Consider the following 20,049-nt stretch of genomic DNA (forward strand, 5'->3'; position numbering starts at 1 on the left):
GACTCCGTGCTCTCGGATGAGCAGGTGTCGTCCTGGCAGGGCCGCCCCCAGTGCGGCACGCCGTACGAACCTGTCGGACAGTCGGAAAGGTTTGGATGGCTTCGGGCGGCTCCTCGGGCCCGTCTGGCTTCCCCGGACGTGGCCTATCGGACCTGCCGTGCCATCCGCTGTGGCTGGGGGGCGCCTCCTGTCCCGCCGGGCCGCGGAAACCTGTCCGACTGTCGGACAGGTTTTGACTCCTTCGGGCGGGAGGGGGGCCGCATTGGGGGCGGGGGGCCTGGCGCGCGACGCCATGCCGGGGATGACGCGCTGACCTGTCCGACAGGAAGTTCAGGACCTCTGAGCCATTCCTCGCCGTGCTGCGCCGATGACCATTGCGCGAGGACGGACCACCGCGGCTGCGACGAGACGCTGGTTCTCGTGGAGGCGCGGACCCCATGAGCCGGCCCTCCCAGCGACTGATCCAGCTACTCCCTGGCCTTTACACGGCGCGGGACTCCACGCTCGCGGACCAGCCGCTCCTCAAGCTGCTCGCGGTGCTGGGCATGGAGCTGGACGCATTCGCCCGGGCGGTGGAGCAGCTCTGGGATGATCATTTCGTGGAGCGCGCGGGCCCTGAGACCCTGCCGTTGCTCGCGGAGTTGATGGGCGCGCGGCTGATCACCGACGACCCTCGCGTGCAGCGCGGCGTGGTGGCTCGTGCGGTGGCGTGGCGCAGACGGAAGGGCACGCTCGCGTCGCTGGAGGAGGTGCTCTCCGTCACCAGTCTGTGGGACGCGGAGGTGGACGAGTCCTTCCGCTCCCTGCTGGAGACCCAGGACCTCAACGACCTGCTGCCCTGGCGCGGTCGCAGCGCTGTGTTGTGGGATCCCATCGGCCTCGCGGATCCGCTCACCCGCCGCTCGCCTGGCATCGAGCGTCCCCGCGAGGGTATCCCGGAGCGTGGGCCCTTCATCGGCATCGCGCCGGGAGAGACGCTCGACCAGGCCTTGCGCCGGCTGGGAAGCGCGGATGCGGGCCGTGTCGCCGCGTCGCCGCGCACGCTGGACCTGCTGGGCTGGGCGCGGCCGGACGTCGCCCTCATCCGCACCGCGCGCCTGACGCCGGTGGAGTTGGAGGAGGTCACCCCGGCCTCCGTGCTCCCGCTGCCCAACGGCTACCGGGGGTTCCGCGTGGATCCGCTGGACCGGGATGGTCCCCTGGTATGGCTCAAGCCGCTGGAGCGCGCGGACCTCACCGGAGGCCTCACCGCGCGTCATGAACCCGCGCCTCCGTCGCTCGCCACTGGACGTACGGCGGCGATGCTGCTCACCCCCACCGCGCTGGCCGAGGATGCCGATGCCGCCGAGCGCGCGGATGCCATCACCGTCTCCGTTGACGGCATTCCGCTGGTGGGACCGGAGACCCTGCCGCTCCTGCGCGGCCCCCTGCCCACCGCGCCCGTGGGGCCTTCGCCCACGCTGCGGTTCGCGGACCGGAGCCGGCCTTCACCTGGAGACACGTGGCGACTGACGCTGCTCGCCGCACGTGAGAACTCGGACACGGTGCTCCTGTCCACGGAGCTGGTACCGGGCGCCCTGAACACCGTCACCGTCACGCCGGAAGCGAACCAGATCCTGGGCGGCACCACGGCGGCGCTGCTCGTCGAACGGGTGAGCGGCGAGCCTCGGCTGCGCGACGTGGATGGCACGTGGCGCACTCTCGCCGCCGGTCTGCGACAGGGACTGCCCCGCAGCAATGCCGTCCGAGTGGACCTGGCCGGTGCGCCGTGGGTCGTGCGCATCGAGCAACATCTCGCGGACGGCAGCCTGCGTCTTGCCCGCTTCGATGCCAGCGCCGACGGTGCTCCATGGCAGGTCACGGAACTCATCAACGCACTGCCTCCGGACGGTCCAGGCATGTCGCTGGCCACCGCTGGTGGTTCGCTGTTGCTGGTGGCACCGGACGGCACGGGGAAGTTGGGCGTGTGGTCGGTGACAGGCCTGGACAGCGCGACTCCGACGGGGACGCGGCTGGACACCGCGAGTCCCCGGCAGCCCGCGGCGCGACTGGCCCCCAGTCTGTGCGTGCGCGGCGGCCGGCTCTTCGTCTTCGGCGGTGACCTGGGCGGCGCGCCCACCGGAGATCTCTGGTCGCTGCCGGTCACGGGCGGACCGTGGCGGCCCCATGCGGTGCGCAACCGCCAGGAGCGCAAGGCCGCGACGCTGCTGAGCACGGCGCAAGGACTGATGCTCCTGGGCGGCGAGGCCGTGACGGGAGAACTGGCCGTGCCGGTGATGTCCTGTGACCCGGCCTCCGCGAGCCCGGCCTGGCGTCCCCTGGCCCCCCTGCCCATCACCGCGAACCTGCCCGGAACGCTCGTGGCCACCACCACCGCCGATGGCGCGGAGGCGCTCGTCTGGGCGGACACGACGCGTCCTCAGTTGATGACGCTGAAGACAGGCGAGGGTGCCTGGATCGCGGGAGCGCTAGAGCCTTCGGGGTCGAACCCGCCGGTTCCGGGCGAAGCGCTGTACGTCGATGGTCGCGTGCTCCTCGTGGAGCCAGTGCCGCTGCCCGCGTCGGAGGTCGTCTTCTCTCTGGGCGGGCGCGGCTACCTGGCCTTCCTGCCGGAGCTGGCCCTGCTCCCGGATGAGCTCCTGCGCTTCAACGTCGCCAACGACGGCGCCGTGTTCATCGAGCCTCGCGAGGGCCAGCCGCTCCCACTCGATTCCCGGCCCGGTGGCGCGTACCACTCACGGGATGCCTCCGTGGCTGGCGGCGCGCGGCGCTACTCGGTGCCGGGACGGCTGCGGCGCCACCCGTTCACGTTGCGCCAGCGAAGCCTGGGCCCGTGGACGACGCTCGCTCCGAGCATCGCGTCCGGCATCGTCGCGGTGGATCCGCGCCTGGGCCGCGTCGTGCTCCAGGACGACGCGCCCGTGGGCCACGTCACCGTCTCCGCGCGGGTAGGGCGGGGCGCTTCATTGGGCGCGGGGCTGCTGCCGCCGGACCGCCGTCCGCCCGCCGCGTGGGCGGAGCCGGACTTCCCGTTCAACGACCCGCCGGACCGTCCAGGCGACCGATCCGCCACCGGCCTTCCTGTCACCGCGTGGATCTCCCCAGCGCGGGCGGGCGGAGTGCTGGCGGCTGGAGGCCAGACGCGGCCCATCGTCGCGACCATCGCGCAGGGGCTCAACGTCGGCGCGCCCTCGGTGCTGGCTATCGGAGGCCAGGCGCGGCCCGGCGGCGCTACCGGCTCGCAAGGTCCTGGCGGGCCCCCGGTCCCGGCGACTGGTGGCAAGGCGCGGCCTGGCGCGCAAGGCCCCAACTTGGGCGTGCCCTCGGTGCTGGCGACTGGTGGCAAGGCGCGGCCTGGCGCGCAAGGCCCCAACCTGGGCGTGCCCTCGGTGCAGGCGACTGGAGGCCAGGAGCGCCCCGGCGTCGCAACCAGCGCGCCCTCGGTGCAGGCGACTGGCGGCCGGGCGCCGTCGGACATCGCGAACATCACGGAAGGGAGCCTGGTCGGCGCGCCCCCGGTGCTGGGCCTCATCGGTTCGCCGCGTCTGGCTCCGGAGCGTCTGTCTCAGGGACTGGACAACGGGCTGTCCCTCTTCGCCGCGGACACGGGTGCGGCGCCCTGCATCGGCGCGGATGAACATGGCCTCTCGCTGGCGCTCTATCCGGGCTTCGGCGGCAGCGCGGCCACGCGCGTGTGGCTCGCGGGCCTGTGGCTCGCGGGTCGGCTGGACCTGGTGCTCGCTCGGGGGCAGACGGACCTGCGCTGGTGCAATCTGGGCGTGCCCGGACAGGTGGGCCTGTGGATGCCGGGCGGTGGGCACCAGGACATCAGCGCGCGGCGTTCACTGCCTCCCGCCGACGTGGAGCTGCGTCTCTACGGCTGCATGGTCGGCATCATCGAACTGCCGCCGTGGGTGCACCTCATCGCCGCGGGCTGCACCTTCGACGCGGGAGACCGTGACGCCGTCGCCATCCGCGCCGCGGGCGCGAGCGTGCGGCTACGCCACTGCACGGTGCTGGGCGCCACGGAGGCGGGCGTGCTGGAGGCGTCCTCCTGCGCCTTCGCCGGTGAGGTGCGCACGGACCGGCCGGACCTGGGATGGCTGCGCTACAGCCTCCATGCGCGCGGCGGACAGCCTCCGGTGTCGCACCAGTCGCGGGTGCACACCGTGTCCTTCCAGTCGAACCGCCAGACGGACCCGGGCTACCTCGTCCTCGGCGACAACAACGGCCCCGAAGCGCTCCACGCCTCCGAGCGCGGCGGAGTCCCCGGTGCCCACGACGAGCGCTCCGATCACGAGCGCGAGCTGTACGCGCGCACGGACGACAGCATGCCCATTGGCATCACGCCCTTCCACGCCGACCGCAGCCAGGACGACCTCATTCGGATGAGCCGACCATGACCGTGAAAGCGTACACCTCCAGGTCCCGCTTCGACGAAGCCCGTCGGTTCTCCGGCGTCTATCAGCAGATGGGGCGCATGAGCCTCGACGCTGACTGGAACGAGGAGGTGCGGCTGCGCACCGTGGACGCGCGCCGCCGCTCCGCCGACGTCGTCGAGGGCTCGCCCGACGACGGCTTCCGCATCGTCGACACGTACCTCGTGGACCCCATCCGCAACGTGCTCGGCTGGACGGGGCAGGGCCTGCCCGCGGACGACGAGCGCACCATTCCGCGCGAGCTGCGCCTGGACCGCTACGACACGGAGACGCTGCCCTTCGTGGTGCGCAGCCGGGGCCACATCGCGCTGCGACGCACGCTGCCCACGCCGTTGGATCTCACGGCCGTACCGCGCTCGGACGGAACGGCTTTCACCGCCTCCGCGCTCGTCATCAGCCTGCGCTTCGAACGGCCGCCCACCGACGACGAGTTCATCAACCTGCAAGTGGTCGTCGCGGACACGGACGGGAACGAGACGGTTTTCTCCGCCGGCCTGGGACAGCGGCCCACGGGCTGGAACGACGTGCGCTTCCCCGTCGCCGCGTTCGCGAGCGTCGACCCGTCAAAGCTGCGCTCCTGGGGTGTGCTGGGCCTGCCGCCCGTGGCCCGCACGTGGGTGGCCGCGCTGCGCGTGGAGGACGCGGCGCTGGGCGCCGATATCATTATCAGGGGCGGTGACGGGACGCTGCCGGGCGCGGGCCGCATGCTGCTCGACGGCGTGCGCGTCTTCCTGGAGCAGGACCTGCGCTACTCCGCGCAGCCAGACCTGCCGGAGGCGGATCCGCTGGCGGCGCTGCCCACGGACGGCTCAAGGCATCACTTCTTCTTCCTCGACTGCTGGGAGCAGACCACCACCCAGTACGACGACGCGTTCCTGGAGGAGCCCGCGCTGGACGGCCAGGACACCACCGTGCGCCTGCGGCTCGTCACCCAGGTGCGCGCACTCCAGGGCCTGGCCGCGACCGACGCGGAAGACCTGCCCACGCCCACCAGCGGCGCGCGCCTCACCACCAACATCCCGAAGGGCGCGCTCCCGGACCGTTTACCACCCGAGCCGCTGGACCCCTGCCGCGACCGCTGCCTGTCCACGGAGAACGCCTCCACGGGCGAGGGCTACACGGGCTCCGACAACCTCCACTTCCGCGTGGAGTTCTTCCGGGGCGGAGCGCAGCCGGTGGTGCTGTGGTCGCGAGACAACGGCTCCACGGTGCTCCCGCTCACCGCGCCCGCGGCGGCGGATGCGATGACGCTCCAGGTCTCCCCCGCGAGCGCCGCGAAGCTTCGCGCGGGAGACCTCGTCGTCATCGAGGACCGGGTCACCCGGCTCCAGCCGGAGGGCCCCTCACTGCCGGTACTGCGGAGGCTGCGAGGCGTCCAGGCGGACACGGGCAAGCTGGAACTGGCGGACGCGAGCGACGTGCTCACCACGGACCCCGTGCCGCTGCCCGTGGGAGGCACGCTGGGCCGGGCCTTCAGTCCGGAGCAGGGCGCGGTGGTGCGCCGGTGGGACGGCGGGGACCTGCTGGTGCCCAACGTGCGCTACCGCTTCGAAGACGGCATCACGCTGGCCTTCGGCAACACGGAAGGGCGCGCGACCGAATACTGGTCCTTCACCGTGCGAGTGCGCGCGGCGGACGGCGCGGCCAGGGGCGAAGTCGAGCAGCTCACCGACGCGCCCGTGCACGGCCCGGTGCACCACCGCGTGCCTTTGGCGCGAGTGACGGGCGGCGCGACGCGAACCTTCGAGGACCTGCGCCCGCGCTACCTGCCGCTCGCCCAGGTGCGAGACCGGTTGGTGGAGCTCTCCGAGCGGGTCATCGGTCCGGGAGTCTTCACGGTGGTGGTGGGCGACGGCGTGCGCAGCTTCGGCGATGTCGACCAGGACCTGCTCGAAGGCATCACCGGCGACGAGGCGCTCCAGGCCGCGGTGGACAGCCTGGGCGGGCAGGGCGGCTCCATCTTCGTGCGAGCCGGCCGCTACAAGCTCGAGCACCCGGTGCTCCTGCGCAACCTGTCCTCCGTGCACCTCCTGGGCGACGGCGAGGCCACCGAGCTGCGAACCCAGGGCTCCGGCGGCGCCTTCTTCGTGGACCGGTGCGGCCTGGACGGCGACCTGCGCATCGAGGACTTCAAGCTGGTGGAGGCTCCCTTCGAGGATGTCGTGATTGGCGGCGGCCTCCAGCCCGTGGTGAAGGCCGTGAAGGCGAGCGTGGCCATGTCGAACGGTCAGCGCTTCGTGCCGTTGGTGGAGGTGGACGACGACCGGGTGCTGGAGGAGGACGACGTGAAGCACCCGGCCGCCGAGGCCGACTTCGTGGACGTGGTCGTCGACCGCATCAAGGCCATCGTCCCGGGCCAGGGCCGAGCGGCGGGCTCCGTGGTGGCCACGCTGGTGCAGTTGCGCAAGCTGCAACGCCAGCATCCGGGCCAGCCGCTGGAGGACGTGCCGGAAGCGAAGCCGCTGCTCGACGCGCTGGCGACGCTGCCACACGGCGTGGTGACGCTGGCGGACTCCAGCGGCGTGACGCTCCGCCGCTGCCTCATCCAGGCGAACCAGGCAGGCTCCGAGGCGACCGGCGTGCTGGTGACGGGCACCTGCGCGCGCATCGTCATCGACGAGAACCGCGTCGGAGCGGCGACAGGCATCGCCGTGGCGCCGTATGCCCCGTACCTCGCGGAGCGCTTCCTCGCGTCCTTCCCGCGCGCGGGCCTCTTCGTGGACGCGCTGGCCATCACCAACAACCGGCTCCAGCCGCTGGGAGACGCGACCACGGGCATCCACGTGGCGGACGGGCGGCTGGCGGGCGTGGAGGTGCGAGGCAACCGCATCCAGGGCTTCCACGTGGGCATCCTGGTGCAGGACCTGGCGGAAGGGGGACTCGCGGGGCCGGTGGACCGCGTGGTGGTGGCGGAGAACCAGATCCTGGGCTCCGCGGCCGTGGGCATCCAGGTCGCGGGCGACGGCGTGGACATCGTGGGCAATGAGATCCGCAACGCCGTGTCGGACGGCCTGTTCCAGGTGGGCATCCAACTGGCGGGCCGGGCGCTGCGCGTGCGCGAGTCGTGGATCTCCCTCCCGGCCATGCCCGCCGCGTCGGTGCTGGGCGTGGTGGCCGGCATCGTCGTGGGTGACGGCCTGGATGACGGCGCGTCCAACGGCCGCCCCGCCTCGGACGTGGAGGTGGTGGACAACCGCATCGAAGGCGACGGCGAGTCCACGCCGGGCTTCGGCATCCTGCTGGGCGGTCCGCAGCCGGTGTTCGACGTGCGCATCCGGGGCAACGTGGTGCGCGCGCTGGGGGACTCGGCCGTGCGCACCTGGGGCACCGGCGGCGCGGTGGGGCGCCTGCGCGTGGAGGACAACCGCTTCGAACAGGTGGCGCTCGCGGACGTGCCGTCCCAGGAGGACAACACGCTGGCGCTGTCCCGCCTGGACCCGGGCCTGGAAGCCGTGCTGAGCGCGGACGCGAAGGCCCGGCCCCGGCCGCTCGTGGAGGCGCTGCTCGCCAACGCCACGACCCGCGTGCGAGCCCCCCTGGACGCGGCGCTGCGCTGGCTGGAGCGGCTGACGCTCCGGGGCGCGGTGGTGCTCGCGGGCGTGGACGAGGCGCAGGTGCGCGGCAACCGGCTGCTCCAGGTGGGACGCACGGAGGCCTATGCCGCGCCCGGTCTCCCGGACGCGGAGGTGCGGGCGGCGGGCATCGCGGTGGTGTCCGGCTCCGGCATCACCGTGGAGGGCAACGAGGTGGACGGCGTGCACGCGCCGGTGACGACGACGCAGCCGCCGCCGGTGACGGGGCCGGTGAAGCTGCCGCCCATCACCGTGGTGCTCCAGCAACTCAGTGTCACGAGCACCGCCGTCCGCCCGGAGCGCGCGGACGTGCACGGCGCCGTGGTGGGCATGTACTCCACCGTGTTGCAGTACACGGGCGCGAACGTGGACGGGCGCCAGAAGATCGGCCGGGGCCTGTACGGCCCGCTCGACACCCTGGTGGTGGCGCTGGAGGACCTGGGGACCGTTCCCGACTCCGTCCTCGATGCGCTGGTGACCGACGTGGCGGAGCTGCGCACCGCCCAGGGCTTCAACGATCACACGCAGACCTCGCACGCGGTGCGCTCGTCGCTGGCGCGCGCCTCCAGCTTCACCGCGCCGGACCCTTTGTCCCAGGAGGCGTGGGACATGGTGGCGCAGTTCGACCTGGCCACCGTGTCCGGCAAGGACGCCGTGGCGACCACGGCGGACCGCATCAAGGGCGCCTTCGACTCGCTGGTGCAGGGACTGCCCTCCGACACGCAGGAGTTCCTCCTCAAGGCCCTGGCCCGGGTGCAGGGCGGGCCGGGGGAGCTGACCGCGCTCGTCACGCTGGCGGGGGCGTTGAGCCAGGTGGCCCGGCTGCGCGAGGCGCAGGCGCAGCGCGCGCGGCAGCCTGTCATCGGCCAGGCGGCGGGGCCCAAGAAGACCATCATCGGCACCTTCGCCCAGGCCGCGTTGCAACAACTGCCGCTCCAGCCGGGCACCCGCGGTGCGCAGGCCAACACGGACGTGCTCGTGCAGCTGCGCCTGTCCAAGGACGCCCTGACGGATCAGCTCCAGGAGCTCCACCCCGCGCTGGCCTCGCAGGTGGAGGCGGACTACCGCGACGTGGAGCGCACCGGAGGCCAGCTTCAGCCGGTGGTGGACCGCATGCGCGCCACGCTCAAGCAGGTGCTGGACTTCACCACCGGCGTGCTGCCCACGTCGGACGTCACGCCGGAGGACGGCGCGCGCGTCGCGGCGCAGGGGATCACCGCCACCATCGGCCTGTACGCCACGAACCTGGACCGGCAGGCGGCGGGCCTCGTCACCGAGTCCGACGACACGGTGCAGAAGCAGCTACGCGCCTTCGGCACCGCGGTGGGACAGCTGGGCGAGCTGGTCAGCGGCGACGCGGAGCTGTCCGCGCTCTCGTTGCAGGCGCACCAAGCGGTGCTCAACGCCATCGCCCAGCCGCAGAATCGGCTGGAGCAGGTGTCCATCGCCCGGGGACTCCTGGACCGCATCCGGGTGCGGACGCTGGACGTGCTTCCGGTGCCCACGCCCCTTCCGCCCGTGCCGGTGAAGGCGGAGCCGCTGGAGCGCTGGGTCTCCGCCCTGGGCGCGCTGGTGCTGGCGGTGCGCGGCATGGCGCCGGGGCCGGTGCTCAGCGGCTCGTTGCAGCTCTATCTCTCCCAGTACGACCGCGTGCTGGACATCGTGGGCATCCAGGGGAAGCTCCGCACGCTGGCGCTCCAGCGCGTGACTGACGCCATCACCGCGCTCACCAGCGGCAACGCCGGTGTGCCCGCGCGCCAGGCCCTGCACCTGCTGGTGGACGAGCCCGCCACCACCGCCGCGGAGGCCGTCGCCAAGTCCAGCGCGGTGACGGCCGAACTGGACGCCGCCGCGGTCCTGCTGCGCGCCGTGGAGCAGGCCCTGGACCCCGCGGAGGACGACGCATCCCGAGTCACCCGGCTCCAGGAGTACCTGCGCCAGCGCGCCGACAAGGTCTCCGCGTCGCTCGTCGCCGTCGTCACCGGCATGCAGGAGCTGGACACCATCCTGGACATGCTCCGCAAGTCACTGGAGCAACTGGCTCGCGGCGAGGCCCCGGACCCCGGCGACCTGGTGGACCCCGTCTTCGACACGTTCCCGCTGCCCGCGGACGGCCTCTTCGTGTCCGGCGTGCAGGGCCGCGTGCGGCTGGCGGATAACACCGTGCGCGACACCGTCACCGGCATCACCGCCCTGGGCGCGGCGGGGCACCTGCTGACCGAGGCGCCCACGGATCCGGGCTCGCTGCTGGACGTGGACGGCAACCGGCTGGAGGGCTGCGCGGTGGCGGGCCTGCGGCTCTTGCCGGACCTGTCCGTGACGGTGGTCTCCGACAATCACCTCTTCGCCTGCGCGGGCCTGCCCACCGCGGGCGAACCTGGACTGGGTCAGGCGGTGGCCTCCTTCGTGGGCTCCGGCGAGCTGGTGGTGAAGGGCAACGTCTTCCTGGAGAGCGGCAACACGCTGCCGCAGGCGGTGCTCCACGAAGTCGCCATCGACTGGCGGGGCGAGACAGTGGTGCGCGGCAACACCGTGCGCCACGCGGGCGGTGGAGGCGGCGGCGCGGGCGTCCTCGTCGTCACCGACACGCTGCCTCCGGACCTGGTGGCGAAGCTGTCGCGCGTGCCCTTCCTCGCCACGGATCCGGTGCCCAAGCTGACCACGGATGGCCGCGCGGTCCTCGGCAAGTCCGCGCCATCCGCAGTTGCCACGCTGGCGTCGGTGCCTCGCGTGGAGGACCTGGTGCAGCTGGGCTCGCTGAAGCAGAAGTTCGCCACGGGGCCGGTGCTCAACCGCGCGCTCACGGTGACGGCCGCGGACTTCGCGTCCACCCAGAGCGCCAGCGCGGCGGCCTCACGCTACCTCACGGCGGCGACGGCGCAGGTGCAGCCCGCGCTGGTGGACTTCCTCGTCAAGCCCATCCCCATCCTCCCGCGCCCGCTGGTGAAGGCGAAGCGGGGCGTGCAGGTGGAGGGCAACGACATCACCGCGCGAGGCCCCGCGCTGCTCCTCCTGGGCAACGGCGGCGCGGTCATCTCCGCCGCCGTGTCCGGCAACGAGCTGCGCAGCGAGGGCGGCGTGGGCGCGGTGTACCTGCGCCGCGCGGACTCCACCGTCTTCAGCGGCAACCGGTGCCAGTGCCTGGACGCGGTGAACGTCGTCGTCCTGCGCGTGGAGCGCGCGCCGGTGACGTTCACCGGCAACGTGGTGCTGGGCGCGGAGACGGTGACGCCGCCCCGCCCGGTGCTGCGCCCGCAGTGGACGATGCCCGCGGACAAGCTCACGCTCCAGATTCCCGTGGGCGGAGGCTCCACCCTGGGCGTGCCCCTGGATCAGGAGCTGCTCCTGGGCGGCCTCCAGCGCCGCCGCGACGTGGCCAGCGACGCCTTCTCCACGCTGCTCGCGGAGCTCGTCACCCGGCCCGTTCCCCTCCCGCCCCAGGCCGTGCCGGAGTTCCCCTCCAAGGGCGTGCTGGACGTCCCCACCATGCAGGACGTCCGCTCGAAGCTGCCCGCGACCATGGACGTGACCCTGGCGGCGCGGACGCTCTACGGCATCGCGGTGACGAAGGATGACTCGCCCACGAGCGCGCTCAGGGATCTGGTGGACCGCGTCGCGATGCACGCGGAGAAACCCGAGGACGTGCAGGGCCAGGTGCGCTCCGTGCTGGCCGCGGCGGAGGGCGACCCGAAGAAGGCGCTCCAGTTGGTGGACAAGAGCGTGCTCGGCATCGACTCGGCGGCGTCCACCGTGAAGGAGAGCATCCTCAATGTCTCCGTGCTGCACGAGGTGCTGGCGGACTCGTTCTACACGAACGGCTCCACCGGCCCCAAGCCGGTGCAGGACCTGGGCATCCAGCCCCTCCCGCTGGAGCCGCCGCCGGATCCATATGCCCACTCCGTCATCATCCTGGGTGGCTCGCGCGTGGCGGCCGTCGGCAACGCGACCACCTCCGGCGTGCACGTCCAGGAAGCCGACGCCGTGGTGGAGCTCAACCCGTAGCGCTGGAAGTGCCTTCCACAAGGACACCCCCATGCCCGATCCCTTCGCCCTCAGTGGCCGCGTCGCCCTCCAGCGCACCGCGCTGCCCGAAGTCACCCTCTCCGCCACGCCGGACGCGCCCGACGCGAAGGCCGCGGCGCTGGAGAACCTGGCCGGCACGCGCGCGAAGCTGGACCTGGACACCTCCGTGCTCCGGGCGCTGGACGTGCGCATCTCCCGCCTGCCACCGGTGCCCACGGTGCCCGTGACGCTCCAGGACCTGGTGCGCGCCGCGCGCCGCAGGCTCGCCTCCGAGCGCCAGCGCGACGTGGGCATCTGGGTGGACACGCGCGTGAAGCTGGCCACGCGGCTGGTGCAGAAGCTGGAGGAGTGATGCGCAAGCTGCTCGAAGCCAGCATGGGGCAGCGCTGCTACCTCTTCACCACGCTGGGCCAGGTGTACGTGGGCCTGGTGGTGGAACTCATCGACGACGTCGTCCACCTCACCGGGCCGGATGGCGCCACACCCGTCTACATCAACCTGTCGGACGTCTCCGGCGTGCGTCAGTACGACGAGGACGACGACCTGCGGAGCGCGCGATGATCGAACAACTGCTGCAGCAGCTCATCGAACGCACGGAGAGCCGCTACTTCGGCAAGTACCGGGGCTATGTGACGAACGTCTCGGACCCCCTCAACCTGGGGCGCATCCAGTGCGTGGTGCCGCGCCTGATGGGGGACGTGGCCACGGGCTGGGCCATGCCGTGCACGCCGTACGCGGGGCCGGACCAGGGACTCTTCGTGGTGCCGGACGTGGGCGCGGGCGTCTGGGTGGAGTTCGAGGGCGGAGACCTGTCCCAGCCCATCTGGAGCGGCATGTGGTGGGGGCAGCCCGCGCTCGCGGACCTGGGCCAGCCGGACTCCACCGCGCGCGTGGCCCCGGACGTCAGTGAGATCCCCAAGCACGACTATCCACCGCAGGCCGCGGTGCCGGGCGTGCGGATGCTCAAGTCCGCCACGGGCCATTACATCGTCCTGGACGACCGGCCGGAGACCGCGCGCGTGGAGATCCACGACCGGCAGGGCAACCGCGTCATCCTGTCCTCGGAAGGCCTGGACAGGCTCATCAGCAACGAGCGCACGGTGAACGAGGGCAACCGCTCCGCGGAGGTGGACGGCGACGACCGGCTGGAGGTCGCGGGCAAGCAGGACGAGTCGGTGGACGGCAGCCACACCCGCGACGTGGGCGGAGACGTGTCGCTGCACGTGACGGGGTCGCTGACGGAGAAGGTGGACGTGGCGGGCTACTCGCGCACGGTGGGAGGCAGCGGCCTGAAGGAGGTGGTGGGGGGCCCGCGCGAGGACCGCATCCAGGGCAGCCACACGCGCGTCATCTCCGGCGCGTCACAGGAGACGGCGGTGGGGGGCTACGGCCTCACGTCCGGAGGCAACGTGAACATCGCCGCGGGCAAGGCGGTGAAGGTGGCCTCGGCGATGCCGGACCTGCCGGGGCCATCCCTGAACGCGGTCTCCATCGACGCGCTGGCGGGCAACGTGTCCATCAACACGATGCTGGGCGTGTGCCAGGTGGGCGGCATCTCCGCCATCTCGCCCATGGTGTTGGGGGACGGGCTGGCCATCCACTTCACGATGCTGGCGCAGATCCTCAAGGCGGTGAACCCGCTGACCGTGGCCGCGTACGGGCCGCTCCTGGATGTCTGGGCGGCGATGACGCCAATGCTGGACTGGTCCTACTTCGGCTTCGTCAAGCGCATGCCGGTGGGGTGACGCGATGAAGGATCCCGGCTGGAAGCCCCTGGAAGCGTCCGTCCTGCGCGAGCGGCTGGAGGAGGTGAAGGCCTTGCTGCTCCAGGCGGCGGCGGTGGGCGTGGCCCAGGACGCCGAACGGCTGGAGAGGCTGATGGAGCTGGAACAACGCACCCGGGAGGACGCGCGTGGCCGAGTTCAACGACGCCGCTATCGCTGAGCTCCACGGCGCGCTGGAGGCCTGCTGCGAGGATCTGGCGAAGGCGCTGGAGGAGGCGGAAGGCACGGACGCCACCGGAACCGGGGCCGCGCCCGCGTGGCGGCCGCTCTTGATCGGCGTGCCGCCGGGGCTTGAGCAGCTGGTGGGCATCGTCAAGCCGCCGCTGCAGATCATCATCGCGGTGCTCCAGTTCGTGCAGGCGCTGCTCCAGGCGCTGGCGGCCATCCTCCTGGGGCTGCCGGATCCATTCCGGGCGCTCATCCTCGCGGCCTACGAACTGCTCAAGGACATCATCAACGACCTGCTCAACGCGGGCGCGTACCTCTACGCGGACGCGCCGGGCATCGGGCCCACGGAGACGAACCTGGCGGAGACGGGCTTCATCCCGAACATCCCCAAGGACTTCAAGGCGGGCTTCGCGCTGGAGCGCCCGCCGGTGACGCCGGACGGCTTCGCGCGCTGGGCGGGGCGGTTCGTCGCGTCCTTCGATGATCCGGGGGACGACTCACGCCCGACGGTGACGGACGGCGCGCCGGTGCAGGCGGTGTTCATCGTGATGGCGGCGCCGTCGCTGGATGCGCTCCGGCAGGCGCTGTACCTGCTGGGCAAGCTGCTCAACATCACCGCGTTCAAGAAGGCGTTCGAGAAGTACCCGAAGGGCGCGTTGGATCCGCGTCGCAGCCGGGCGCGGGGCCGGTCGGTGAAGCCGGACTGGAAGTCCGCGCGCATGCGCGACCTGTTCCCGGACATGGAGAAGCTGCTCATCCTCCCGGAGGCGCTCAGGGCGCTGCTCCTGTCGGTGGACAACCTGGCCACGCTGCTCCGGAGCCTCGCCGCCGCGATGCAGGACAAGGTGCAGGTGTTGATGAAGCTGGCGCAGGCGGTGCAAGCCATCATCGACCTGCTGAACGCGCTCAAGTCCGCGGGCATGTACGCGCTGCCGGTGTCCACGACAGGCGGCGTGGCGGGGTTGAAGGAGGCCTTCCTCACGGCGACGAACCGGCCCCCGGGCGGCTACGTGGGAGGCATCTGCCTGCTGGCGGCGGGGCCCAACCTGGCGAAGGCCGCGATGCTCTGGGAGCTGCTGGGCCTGTCCGCCGCGATGGACCTGGCGTCGGGGGAGCTCACGCTCCAGGACGTGAAGACGGCCCTGGAGGAGAGCAAGGCGGCGCAGGTGCTGGAGGCGAGCGCGGACGAGGTGAAGGACGCCTGGGGCAACCTGAAGACGACGGCCCAGAAGCAGGCGGACAAGTTCGTGAACGCGGTGGAGAAGGCGCCTGAGAGGTTCGTGAAGGCGGTGGGCCGCACGCCGGAGGAGCTGAAGGCCGCCGCGGAACGGGGCCGCTCCACGCTGGTGGAGGTGCTGGACCAGTCGAAGGAGCACGTGGAGGAACAGAAGGAGATCCTGGAGGGCATGCTGTCCACGAAGCACTCCCAACGCCGGGGAGGGCGTTCGCTGGCGATCGGCTTCGGAGGGCCCGGCGCGTCCGAGCGACCGCCGGGTCCACAGCCTCCCGCGACTGACACGACCCCGCCGCCGAAGAAGGGAAACAGCCCGTGAGCGCGGTGACGCGCCTGAGCGCGGAGCTGGACGGCTGGCAGGCGGCCTGGAAGCAGTTGGAGGCGTTCCTGGACCGCATGGACGGCGTGGCGGATCAGGACGCGCCGTACGTCCAGACGGTGTGCGCGCTCCTGCCCGTGTTCAACGTCATCGAGCGGGCCCGCCGTCGCGCGGTGGGCATCGCGCTGGCGCCAGCCCTGGCCGCCGCACCCCGAGGCGAAGGACTGCCGACGGTGTCCGTCGGTTCGCTCGTGGGGAGCGAGAGCCGGCTGCCGGGAGTGGAGGAGCTGGAGTTCGCGGTGGGCACCATCGGAGCGGATGGAGACGGAAAGCTCACGGGAGCGGCGTCGCTCGCGGGAACGGTGACGCTGTTCGCGTTCCGAGACGAAAAGCACGGCGGCGAAGTCGCGGTGCGAGTGCCCACGTATGACTTCGGGCCCCTGTCGGCGAGCGGCACCGTGGACGACGCCATCGACGCGGGGCTCTTCACCACGGACCAGCGGAAGGACGCGGCGGAGAGCGGCGTCGCGGAGCTGGGGACCTGGACGGGCCTGCGCACCGCGAGGCGGGCGGAGCTGAAGACGACGTCGGAGACGGTGTCCCTGAGCAGCGTGCTGGATGGGCTGTCCGTCTCTTCGGCGTCCACTGCGTTCGATCCGGTGGCGTCAGGGGCAGCAGCGCGCCAGGGCGAGTGCCTCTCGGACCGGAACGTACTGCTCCAGGCGAAGGCCACGTTGGAGGAGCAGGGCGCGGCCCCGGAGCTGACGGATGCGCTCCAGCGAGCGGCGGATTCACTTCAGGCATCCGCGACGGACTACGGAGCGGTGGCCACGGCGCTCCAGCCGCCACGCACCGTGATTGCGTCCGTGTCGGGGCTGGCGTCGTTGAAGACCACGCTGAGGAGGGCGGATTCCCCTGGCATCCCGGGCCAGCTGTCCAACGAGCTGACGACGTTGGACATCCAGGCGGGGACGGGAATGGACGAAGCAGTGGCGTCGCGGCTGGCGTATCCGGACGGGTCGCTGCGGATGCTTCGGACGTTGGAGTGGTCGCTGCGCTTCCACTGGGTGTTCCGTCAGCGATGGTTTGACGCACGCAACCGGGCCGCGTTGGCGCCGCTGCTGCGGCAGGTGCTGAAGCCATTCTGCGACAGCCTGACGCGGGTGCTCGCGGGACAGCCCACGGGAATCCCGCTGGTGGGACCGGTGGCGCTGGTGAAGGACGCGCTCACGCAGGCGACGGCGTTGTCGGTGACGCCCACGGTGGACCTGGGACTGGTGCAGCCAGGGCACGTGGCGAACGTGGGAGGAGACCGGCCCACGCTGGCGCTGGTGCTGGGCTGGGAGGTGAAAGGGGCCGAGAAGCGCCTGCGAATCGCCCCCCTGAATGTGTCCATCGCGACGGACGCGAAGCTGCCGGGGGTCGCGGGGCTGGTGAGGAGTGGATCGCCCGTGAGTGGAAACGCGGTGTCCATCTCCACGCAGGAGTTGTTGGACGGGCACTCAGCGGCGGGGCCGCAAGCGGATGGCGTGGTGCAGGAGGTCATCGCCCAGGGCGCGAAGCTGAACCTGATCCTGGGGCAGGACGGTGGCGCGCTGGGTCTGGTGCCTCCGTCAGTGGCGGCGCCGTATGCAGGCCAGACGTTCAAGCTGCTACCGCCGGTGGAGGTGGGAGCGACGAGGCTGTTCCTGGACGGCATCCCGCTGGCGAGCACGTCCGGTTCGAGCAAGCCGGTGCAGGTGGCAAGGCCCGGGGAGCTGCTGCTCGTGCGCGGAGCGGACGACGAAGGAACGTGGTGGCAGGGCGTGGCCACCGTGGACTCGGTGGACCTGCGCACAGGAGCGGCGGCCCGAGCGGATGACGAGGTGACGACGACGCCCACGCCGCAGTGCTGCGAGGACGACGCAGAAGTCGTGGTCATCACGCTGCGAGACCTGCGGATGCCCAAGGCGCTGGTGCGAGACGTGACGCTGCGGCGCGACTTCAAGGGCTTCGGAGGCCCCAGCCTCGCCACGGGAGTCATGATCCCCATCGAGCTGGATCCGGGCACGGCGAACATCACGGTGCAGGACAGCGGCGTGACGAAGACGGTGCTGAGGGACCCGGAGCTGAGGGCCGCGACCACGGTCCTCAAGTCCTGGCTGGGAGTGCCGACATGAGCGAAGCAAGAGACGACCTCTTCGCGGTGGCCGCGCTGCTGGCGGAGCTGGACCGGGTGCTCCATCCCCTGGAGCGGGGAGAGAGCGGAGACTTCAAGGTGGACCCGCCGCTGCCACCGTCCCTACCGACGCCAGGTGCGCAGAAGCGGGGAGGGGAGACAGGCCGCGCGATGAAGACGGCGTCGGCCCCGTCAGGTCCCAGGTCCATGGGGCTCACCGAGCCAGAGGACATGACGCCACCCGTGCTCAATCTGCCCGCGCGGCTCGAAGTCCCGGCTGTCACGGAACCCATCGCACCCATCCGCCGTCGAGTGCCAAGGCCTGTCGGTTCGTCGGCACAGCCCCAGGAGCCACGGCCACCAGTCGAACCCGTGACCCGGCACCAGGAAGGAAGGCCTCTTCCCACGTTCGTGCTTCCCGTAGCCCCAAGCGCTCCAGAGCTGCCATCGGAGGTCTCGAAGCCACGACCCTCTCGTCCTCGCGCCCAGCCCCAAGATGTTCCCTCACAAGCAGGCGACCGGACCGAACCTGAAAGCCAGAAGGTCACTGAGGTCCCTCCCACCGTCGAAACACGCGTGAAGGCACCAGGTCGGAGAAGGAGCCGGGTGCCGAGACCCGCCGTGGAGAAGATCTCCGCGCCCCCACGGATCAGCGCACGGGTGCCGGAGTCCCCAACACGCCGCCATCGCGTCGCGCGCGCCACCACACAAGTGCCACCACAGGCTCCCCCAGAGGAGCAAAGGGAGACGCCCGCCAGGGCACCGCCACGGAGGAGAAGCTCACCCCGCCCCCTGGACCGGCCGCCAGCACCGGACACACGAAAGGTCCCATCGTTCCAGGAGGAACCCGGGCCACGTCGTAACGACAGACCTGAATCACGGACCGCGCGTCCTGCCCAACCGAAGGAACGGGGAGAGTCCATCCACCCTCCATTACGGGACACGAGACACACCGCACCAGAACCGGTGCGCATCGAAGTGAAGACGTTGCTTCCTCCACCGCGAGTCGAAGCACCCCTGCGCCCCGAAGCCCTGAATGAAGAACCTACGTGGGAAGAAGCACCGGATTACGAACTGGATATCAACGCACGGGCCTTCTTCATGAACGGCCGTCGCCTCACGGCGAGGGACGCCGAAGCGCTCCAGCAAGCAGAACAACGGCTGCGGCGACGGATGACGGGCAGGTCGCTGTGGAGGAGGCGAGGATGAGCACACTTCCTCCAAGACAGCGATTGGGCCACCTGGTGCGCTCCCTCGCGAAATCTCTCCCGGGCCAGCTCGACGGCCTGCTGAAGAACGCCAGGTTCGAGGACGGCGCCGGGGCACTCCAACGGTTGTCGGACCCGGCGCATGTGGAGAAGGCCTTGGCCCGCATGTCGCCAGAAGAAGCCAGCTGGCTCGCGGACCTGCTCACCGAGCGCTGGTCCTGGATCGCCGACGTCCAACTGGAGCCCGAAATCGCCATCGTCGTACCAGAGGAAATCTGGCTCGGCGCCGAGCCCATCCGCGTGCCGTTGTCGCTCGCGGCGGTAGGGCTGGACGAAGGCTTCGAAGCCGTCTGGGAGGGATCGGTCCTCCCAGGCCCGCCCGCGCCCACTGCCACGCTCCTCGCGAGGCCTCCCGAAGGAAAGGCCCCCGGAGTCGCGAGGATCCGGGCCCAGGTCCGCGCGAGCGTGAACGGCCAGCGCTGCGTGCTCATCGCCCAGGCGCAGGTCGCGCTGAGAAGACCCTCCGTGGTGGTGAGCGACGACCGGCGCAGGCTGCTGGCCCAGGACCACGCGGGGCGCCCAGCGGTGGGCTGCCGCCTGGAAATCGGCCCGGACGTTCACGTGACCGGAGCAGGAGGCCTGGTCGAACTGGAGGTCCCAGCCCCATCCGGTGTGTCGCTCAAGCTGCAAGGCATCCCCGCCGGACGCATCCCCGGAGGCAACCTATGAAGACGATGACGCCCCAGACGCGAAAGACACCTGACCGCAAGCCCGCCATGAACAAGGCCATCGCGCCGTCGCAGCAGCCCAAGACGGACACAGCCAGGGCCCAACTGGGAGCCACGGCCAAGGGGCCCACGATGAAGGCCGCCGCCGGTGGCAGCTTCAAGGCGAAGAGCGCGCCCCGAGTCGCCACGAACCCCAGCATCCGGATGCCAAAGAAGTAGCCGTTCCGAAGCGATGGCCGAGGACCATGGCCAGTGGTTCCGAGGGGGCGAGCCTTGGACCTGCGGCCTCGGGAAACCTGTCCGACAGTCGAACAGGTTCACTGCGTATCGTCCTGGAGGTGGCTGGCAGCCTCAAACTCCTCGACTTGGGGAGGAGGCTCGGGGCGTCGGCCTCGGAAACCTGTCCGACAGTCGGA

At 71.4% G+C, this 20,049-nt stretch carries 10 protein-coding genes; all 10 read left to right on the plus strand.

Annotation, left to right across the window (positions count from 1 at the left end; all coding sequences use genetic code 11):
* The first annotated feature begins 437 nt into the window (after window positions 1-437).
* The 10 genes from ACX114_RS16340 (at window position 438) to ACX114_RS16385 (ending at window position 19,852) form a co-directional block, all read left to right on the plus strand.
* Window positions 438-4,403, plus strand: coding sequence for a phage tail protein (locus ACX114_RS16340; RefSeq protein ID WP_459299016.1), 3,966 nt, complete (start codon window positions 438-440; stop codon window positions 4,401-4,403).
* Window positions 4,400-12,013: a hypothetical protein gene (locus ACX114_RS16345; RefSeq protein WP_459299017.1), complete on the plus strand. Its 7,614-nt coding sequence runs from the start codon at window positions 4,400-4,402 to the stop codon at window positions 12,011-12,013. Before ACX114_RS16340 ends, ACX114_RS16345 begins: the two co-directional genes overlap by 4 nt.
* Before the next feature lie 31 nt (window positions 12,014-12,044).
* Window positions 12,045-12,386 (plus strand): hypothetical protein, encoded by a 342-nt coding sequence (locus tag ACX114_RS16350; protein ID WP_459299018.1) that lies wholly within the window; start codon window positions 12,045-12,047, stop codon window positions 12,384-12,386.
* Entirely contained in the window at window positions 12,386-12,595 is a 210-nt protein-coding gene (locus ACX114_RS16355; protein WP_014396093.1) for a hypothetical protein, read from the plus strand. Before ACX114_RS16350 ends, ACX114_RS16355 begins: the two co-directional genes overlap by 1 nt.
* Complete coding sequence (locus ACX114_RS16360) at window positions 12,592-13,779, plus strand: phage baseplate assembly protein V (protein ID WP_459299019.1); 1,188 nt, start codon at window positions 12,592-12,594, stop codon at window positions 13,777-13,779. Before ACX114_RS16355 ends, ACX114_RS16360 begins: the two co-directional genes overlap by 4 nt.
* A 4-nt stretch (window positions 13,780-13,783) precedes the next feature.
* The gene (locus ACX114_RS16365) at window positions 13,784-13,978 is read left to right on the plus strand and encodes a hypothetical protein (RefSeq protein ID WP_459299020.1); all 195 of its coding nucleotides are present in this window, start codon (window positions 13,784-13,786) and stop codon (window positions 13,976-13,978) included.
* On the plus strand, window positions 13,947-15,539 hold the full coding sequence (locus tag ACX114_RS16370) for a hypothetical protein (protein ID WP_459299021.1): 1,593 nt from the start codon (window positions 13,947-13,949) through the stop codon (window positions 15,537-15,539). Before ACX114_RS16365 ends, ACX114_RS16370 begins: the two co-directional genes overlap by 32 nt.
* Window positions 15,536-17,698, plus strand: coding sequence for a hypothetical protein (locus ACX114_RS16375; RefSeq protein ID WP_459299022.1), 2,163 nt, complete (start codon window positions 15,536-15,538; stop codon window positions 17,696-17,698). Before ACX114_RS16370 ends, ACX114_RS16375 begins: the two co-directional genes overlap by 4 nt.
* Window positions 17,699-18,902: 1,204 nt before the next feature.
* On the plus strand, window positions 18,903-19,634 hold the full coding sequence (locus ACX114_RS16380; protein ID WP_459299023.1) for a hypothetical protein: 732 nt from the start codon (window positions 18,903-18,905) through the stop codon (window positions 19,632-19,634).
* Window positions 19,631-19,852 carry a hypothetical protein gene (locus ACX114_RS16385; protein WP_459299024.1) on the plus strand — a complete coding sequence of 74 codons (222 nt, stop codon included), beginning with the start codon at window positions 19,631-19,633 and terminating at the stop codon, window positions 19,850-19,852. Before ACX114_RS16380 ends, ACX114_RS16385 begins: the two co-directional genes overlap by 4 nt.
* Window positions 19,853-20,049 lie beyond the last annotated feature (197 nt).

Source organism: Corallococcus sp. M7, from assembly GCF_054512695.1.

Excerpts from the sequence above, each read along its gene's own strand:
- ACX114_RS16340 (WP_459299016.1), top strand. The coding sequence starts at position 438 with ATGAGCCGGCCCTCCCAGCGACTGATCCAGCTACTCCCTGGCCTTTAC.
- ACX114_RS16345 (WP_459299017.1), top strand. The coding sequence starts at position 4,400 with ATGACCGTGAAAGCGTACACCTCCAGGTCCCGCTTCGACGAAGCCCGT.
- ACX114_RS16350 (WP_459299018.1), top strand. The coding sequence starts at position 12,045 with ATGCCCGATCCCTTCGCCCTCAGTGGCCGCGTCGCCCTCCAGCGCACC.
- ACX114_RS16355 (WP_014396093.1), top strand. The coding sequence starts at position 12,386 with ATGCGCAAGCTGCTCGAAGCCAGCATGGGGCAGCGCTGCTACCTCTTC.
- ACX114_RS16360 (WP_459299019.1), top strand. The coding sequence starts at position 12,592 with ATGATCGAACAACTGCTGCAGCAGCTCATCGAACGCACGGAGAGCCGC.
- ACX114_RS16365 (WP_459299020.1), top strand. The coding sequence starts at position 13,784 with ATGAAGGATCCCGGCTGGAAGCCCCTGGAAGCGTCCGTCCTGCGCGAG.
- ACX114_RS16380 (WP_459299023.1), top strand. The coding sequence starts at position 18,903 with ATGAGCACACTTCCTCCAAGACAGCGATTGGGCCACCTGGTGCGCTCC.
- ACX114_RS16385 (WP_459299024.1), top strand. The coding sequence starts at position 19,631 with ATGAAGACGATGACGCCCCAGACGCGAAAGACACCTGACCGCAAGCCC.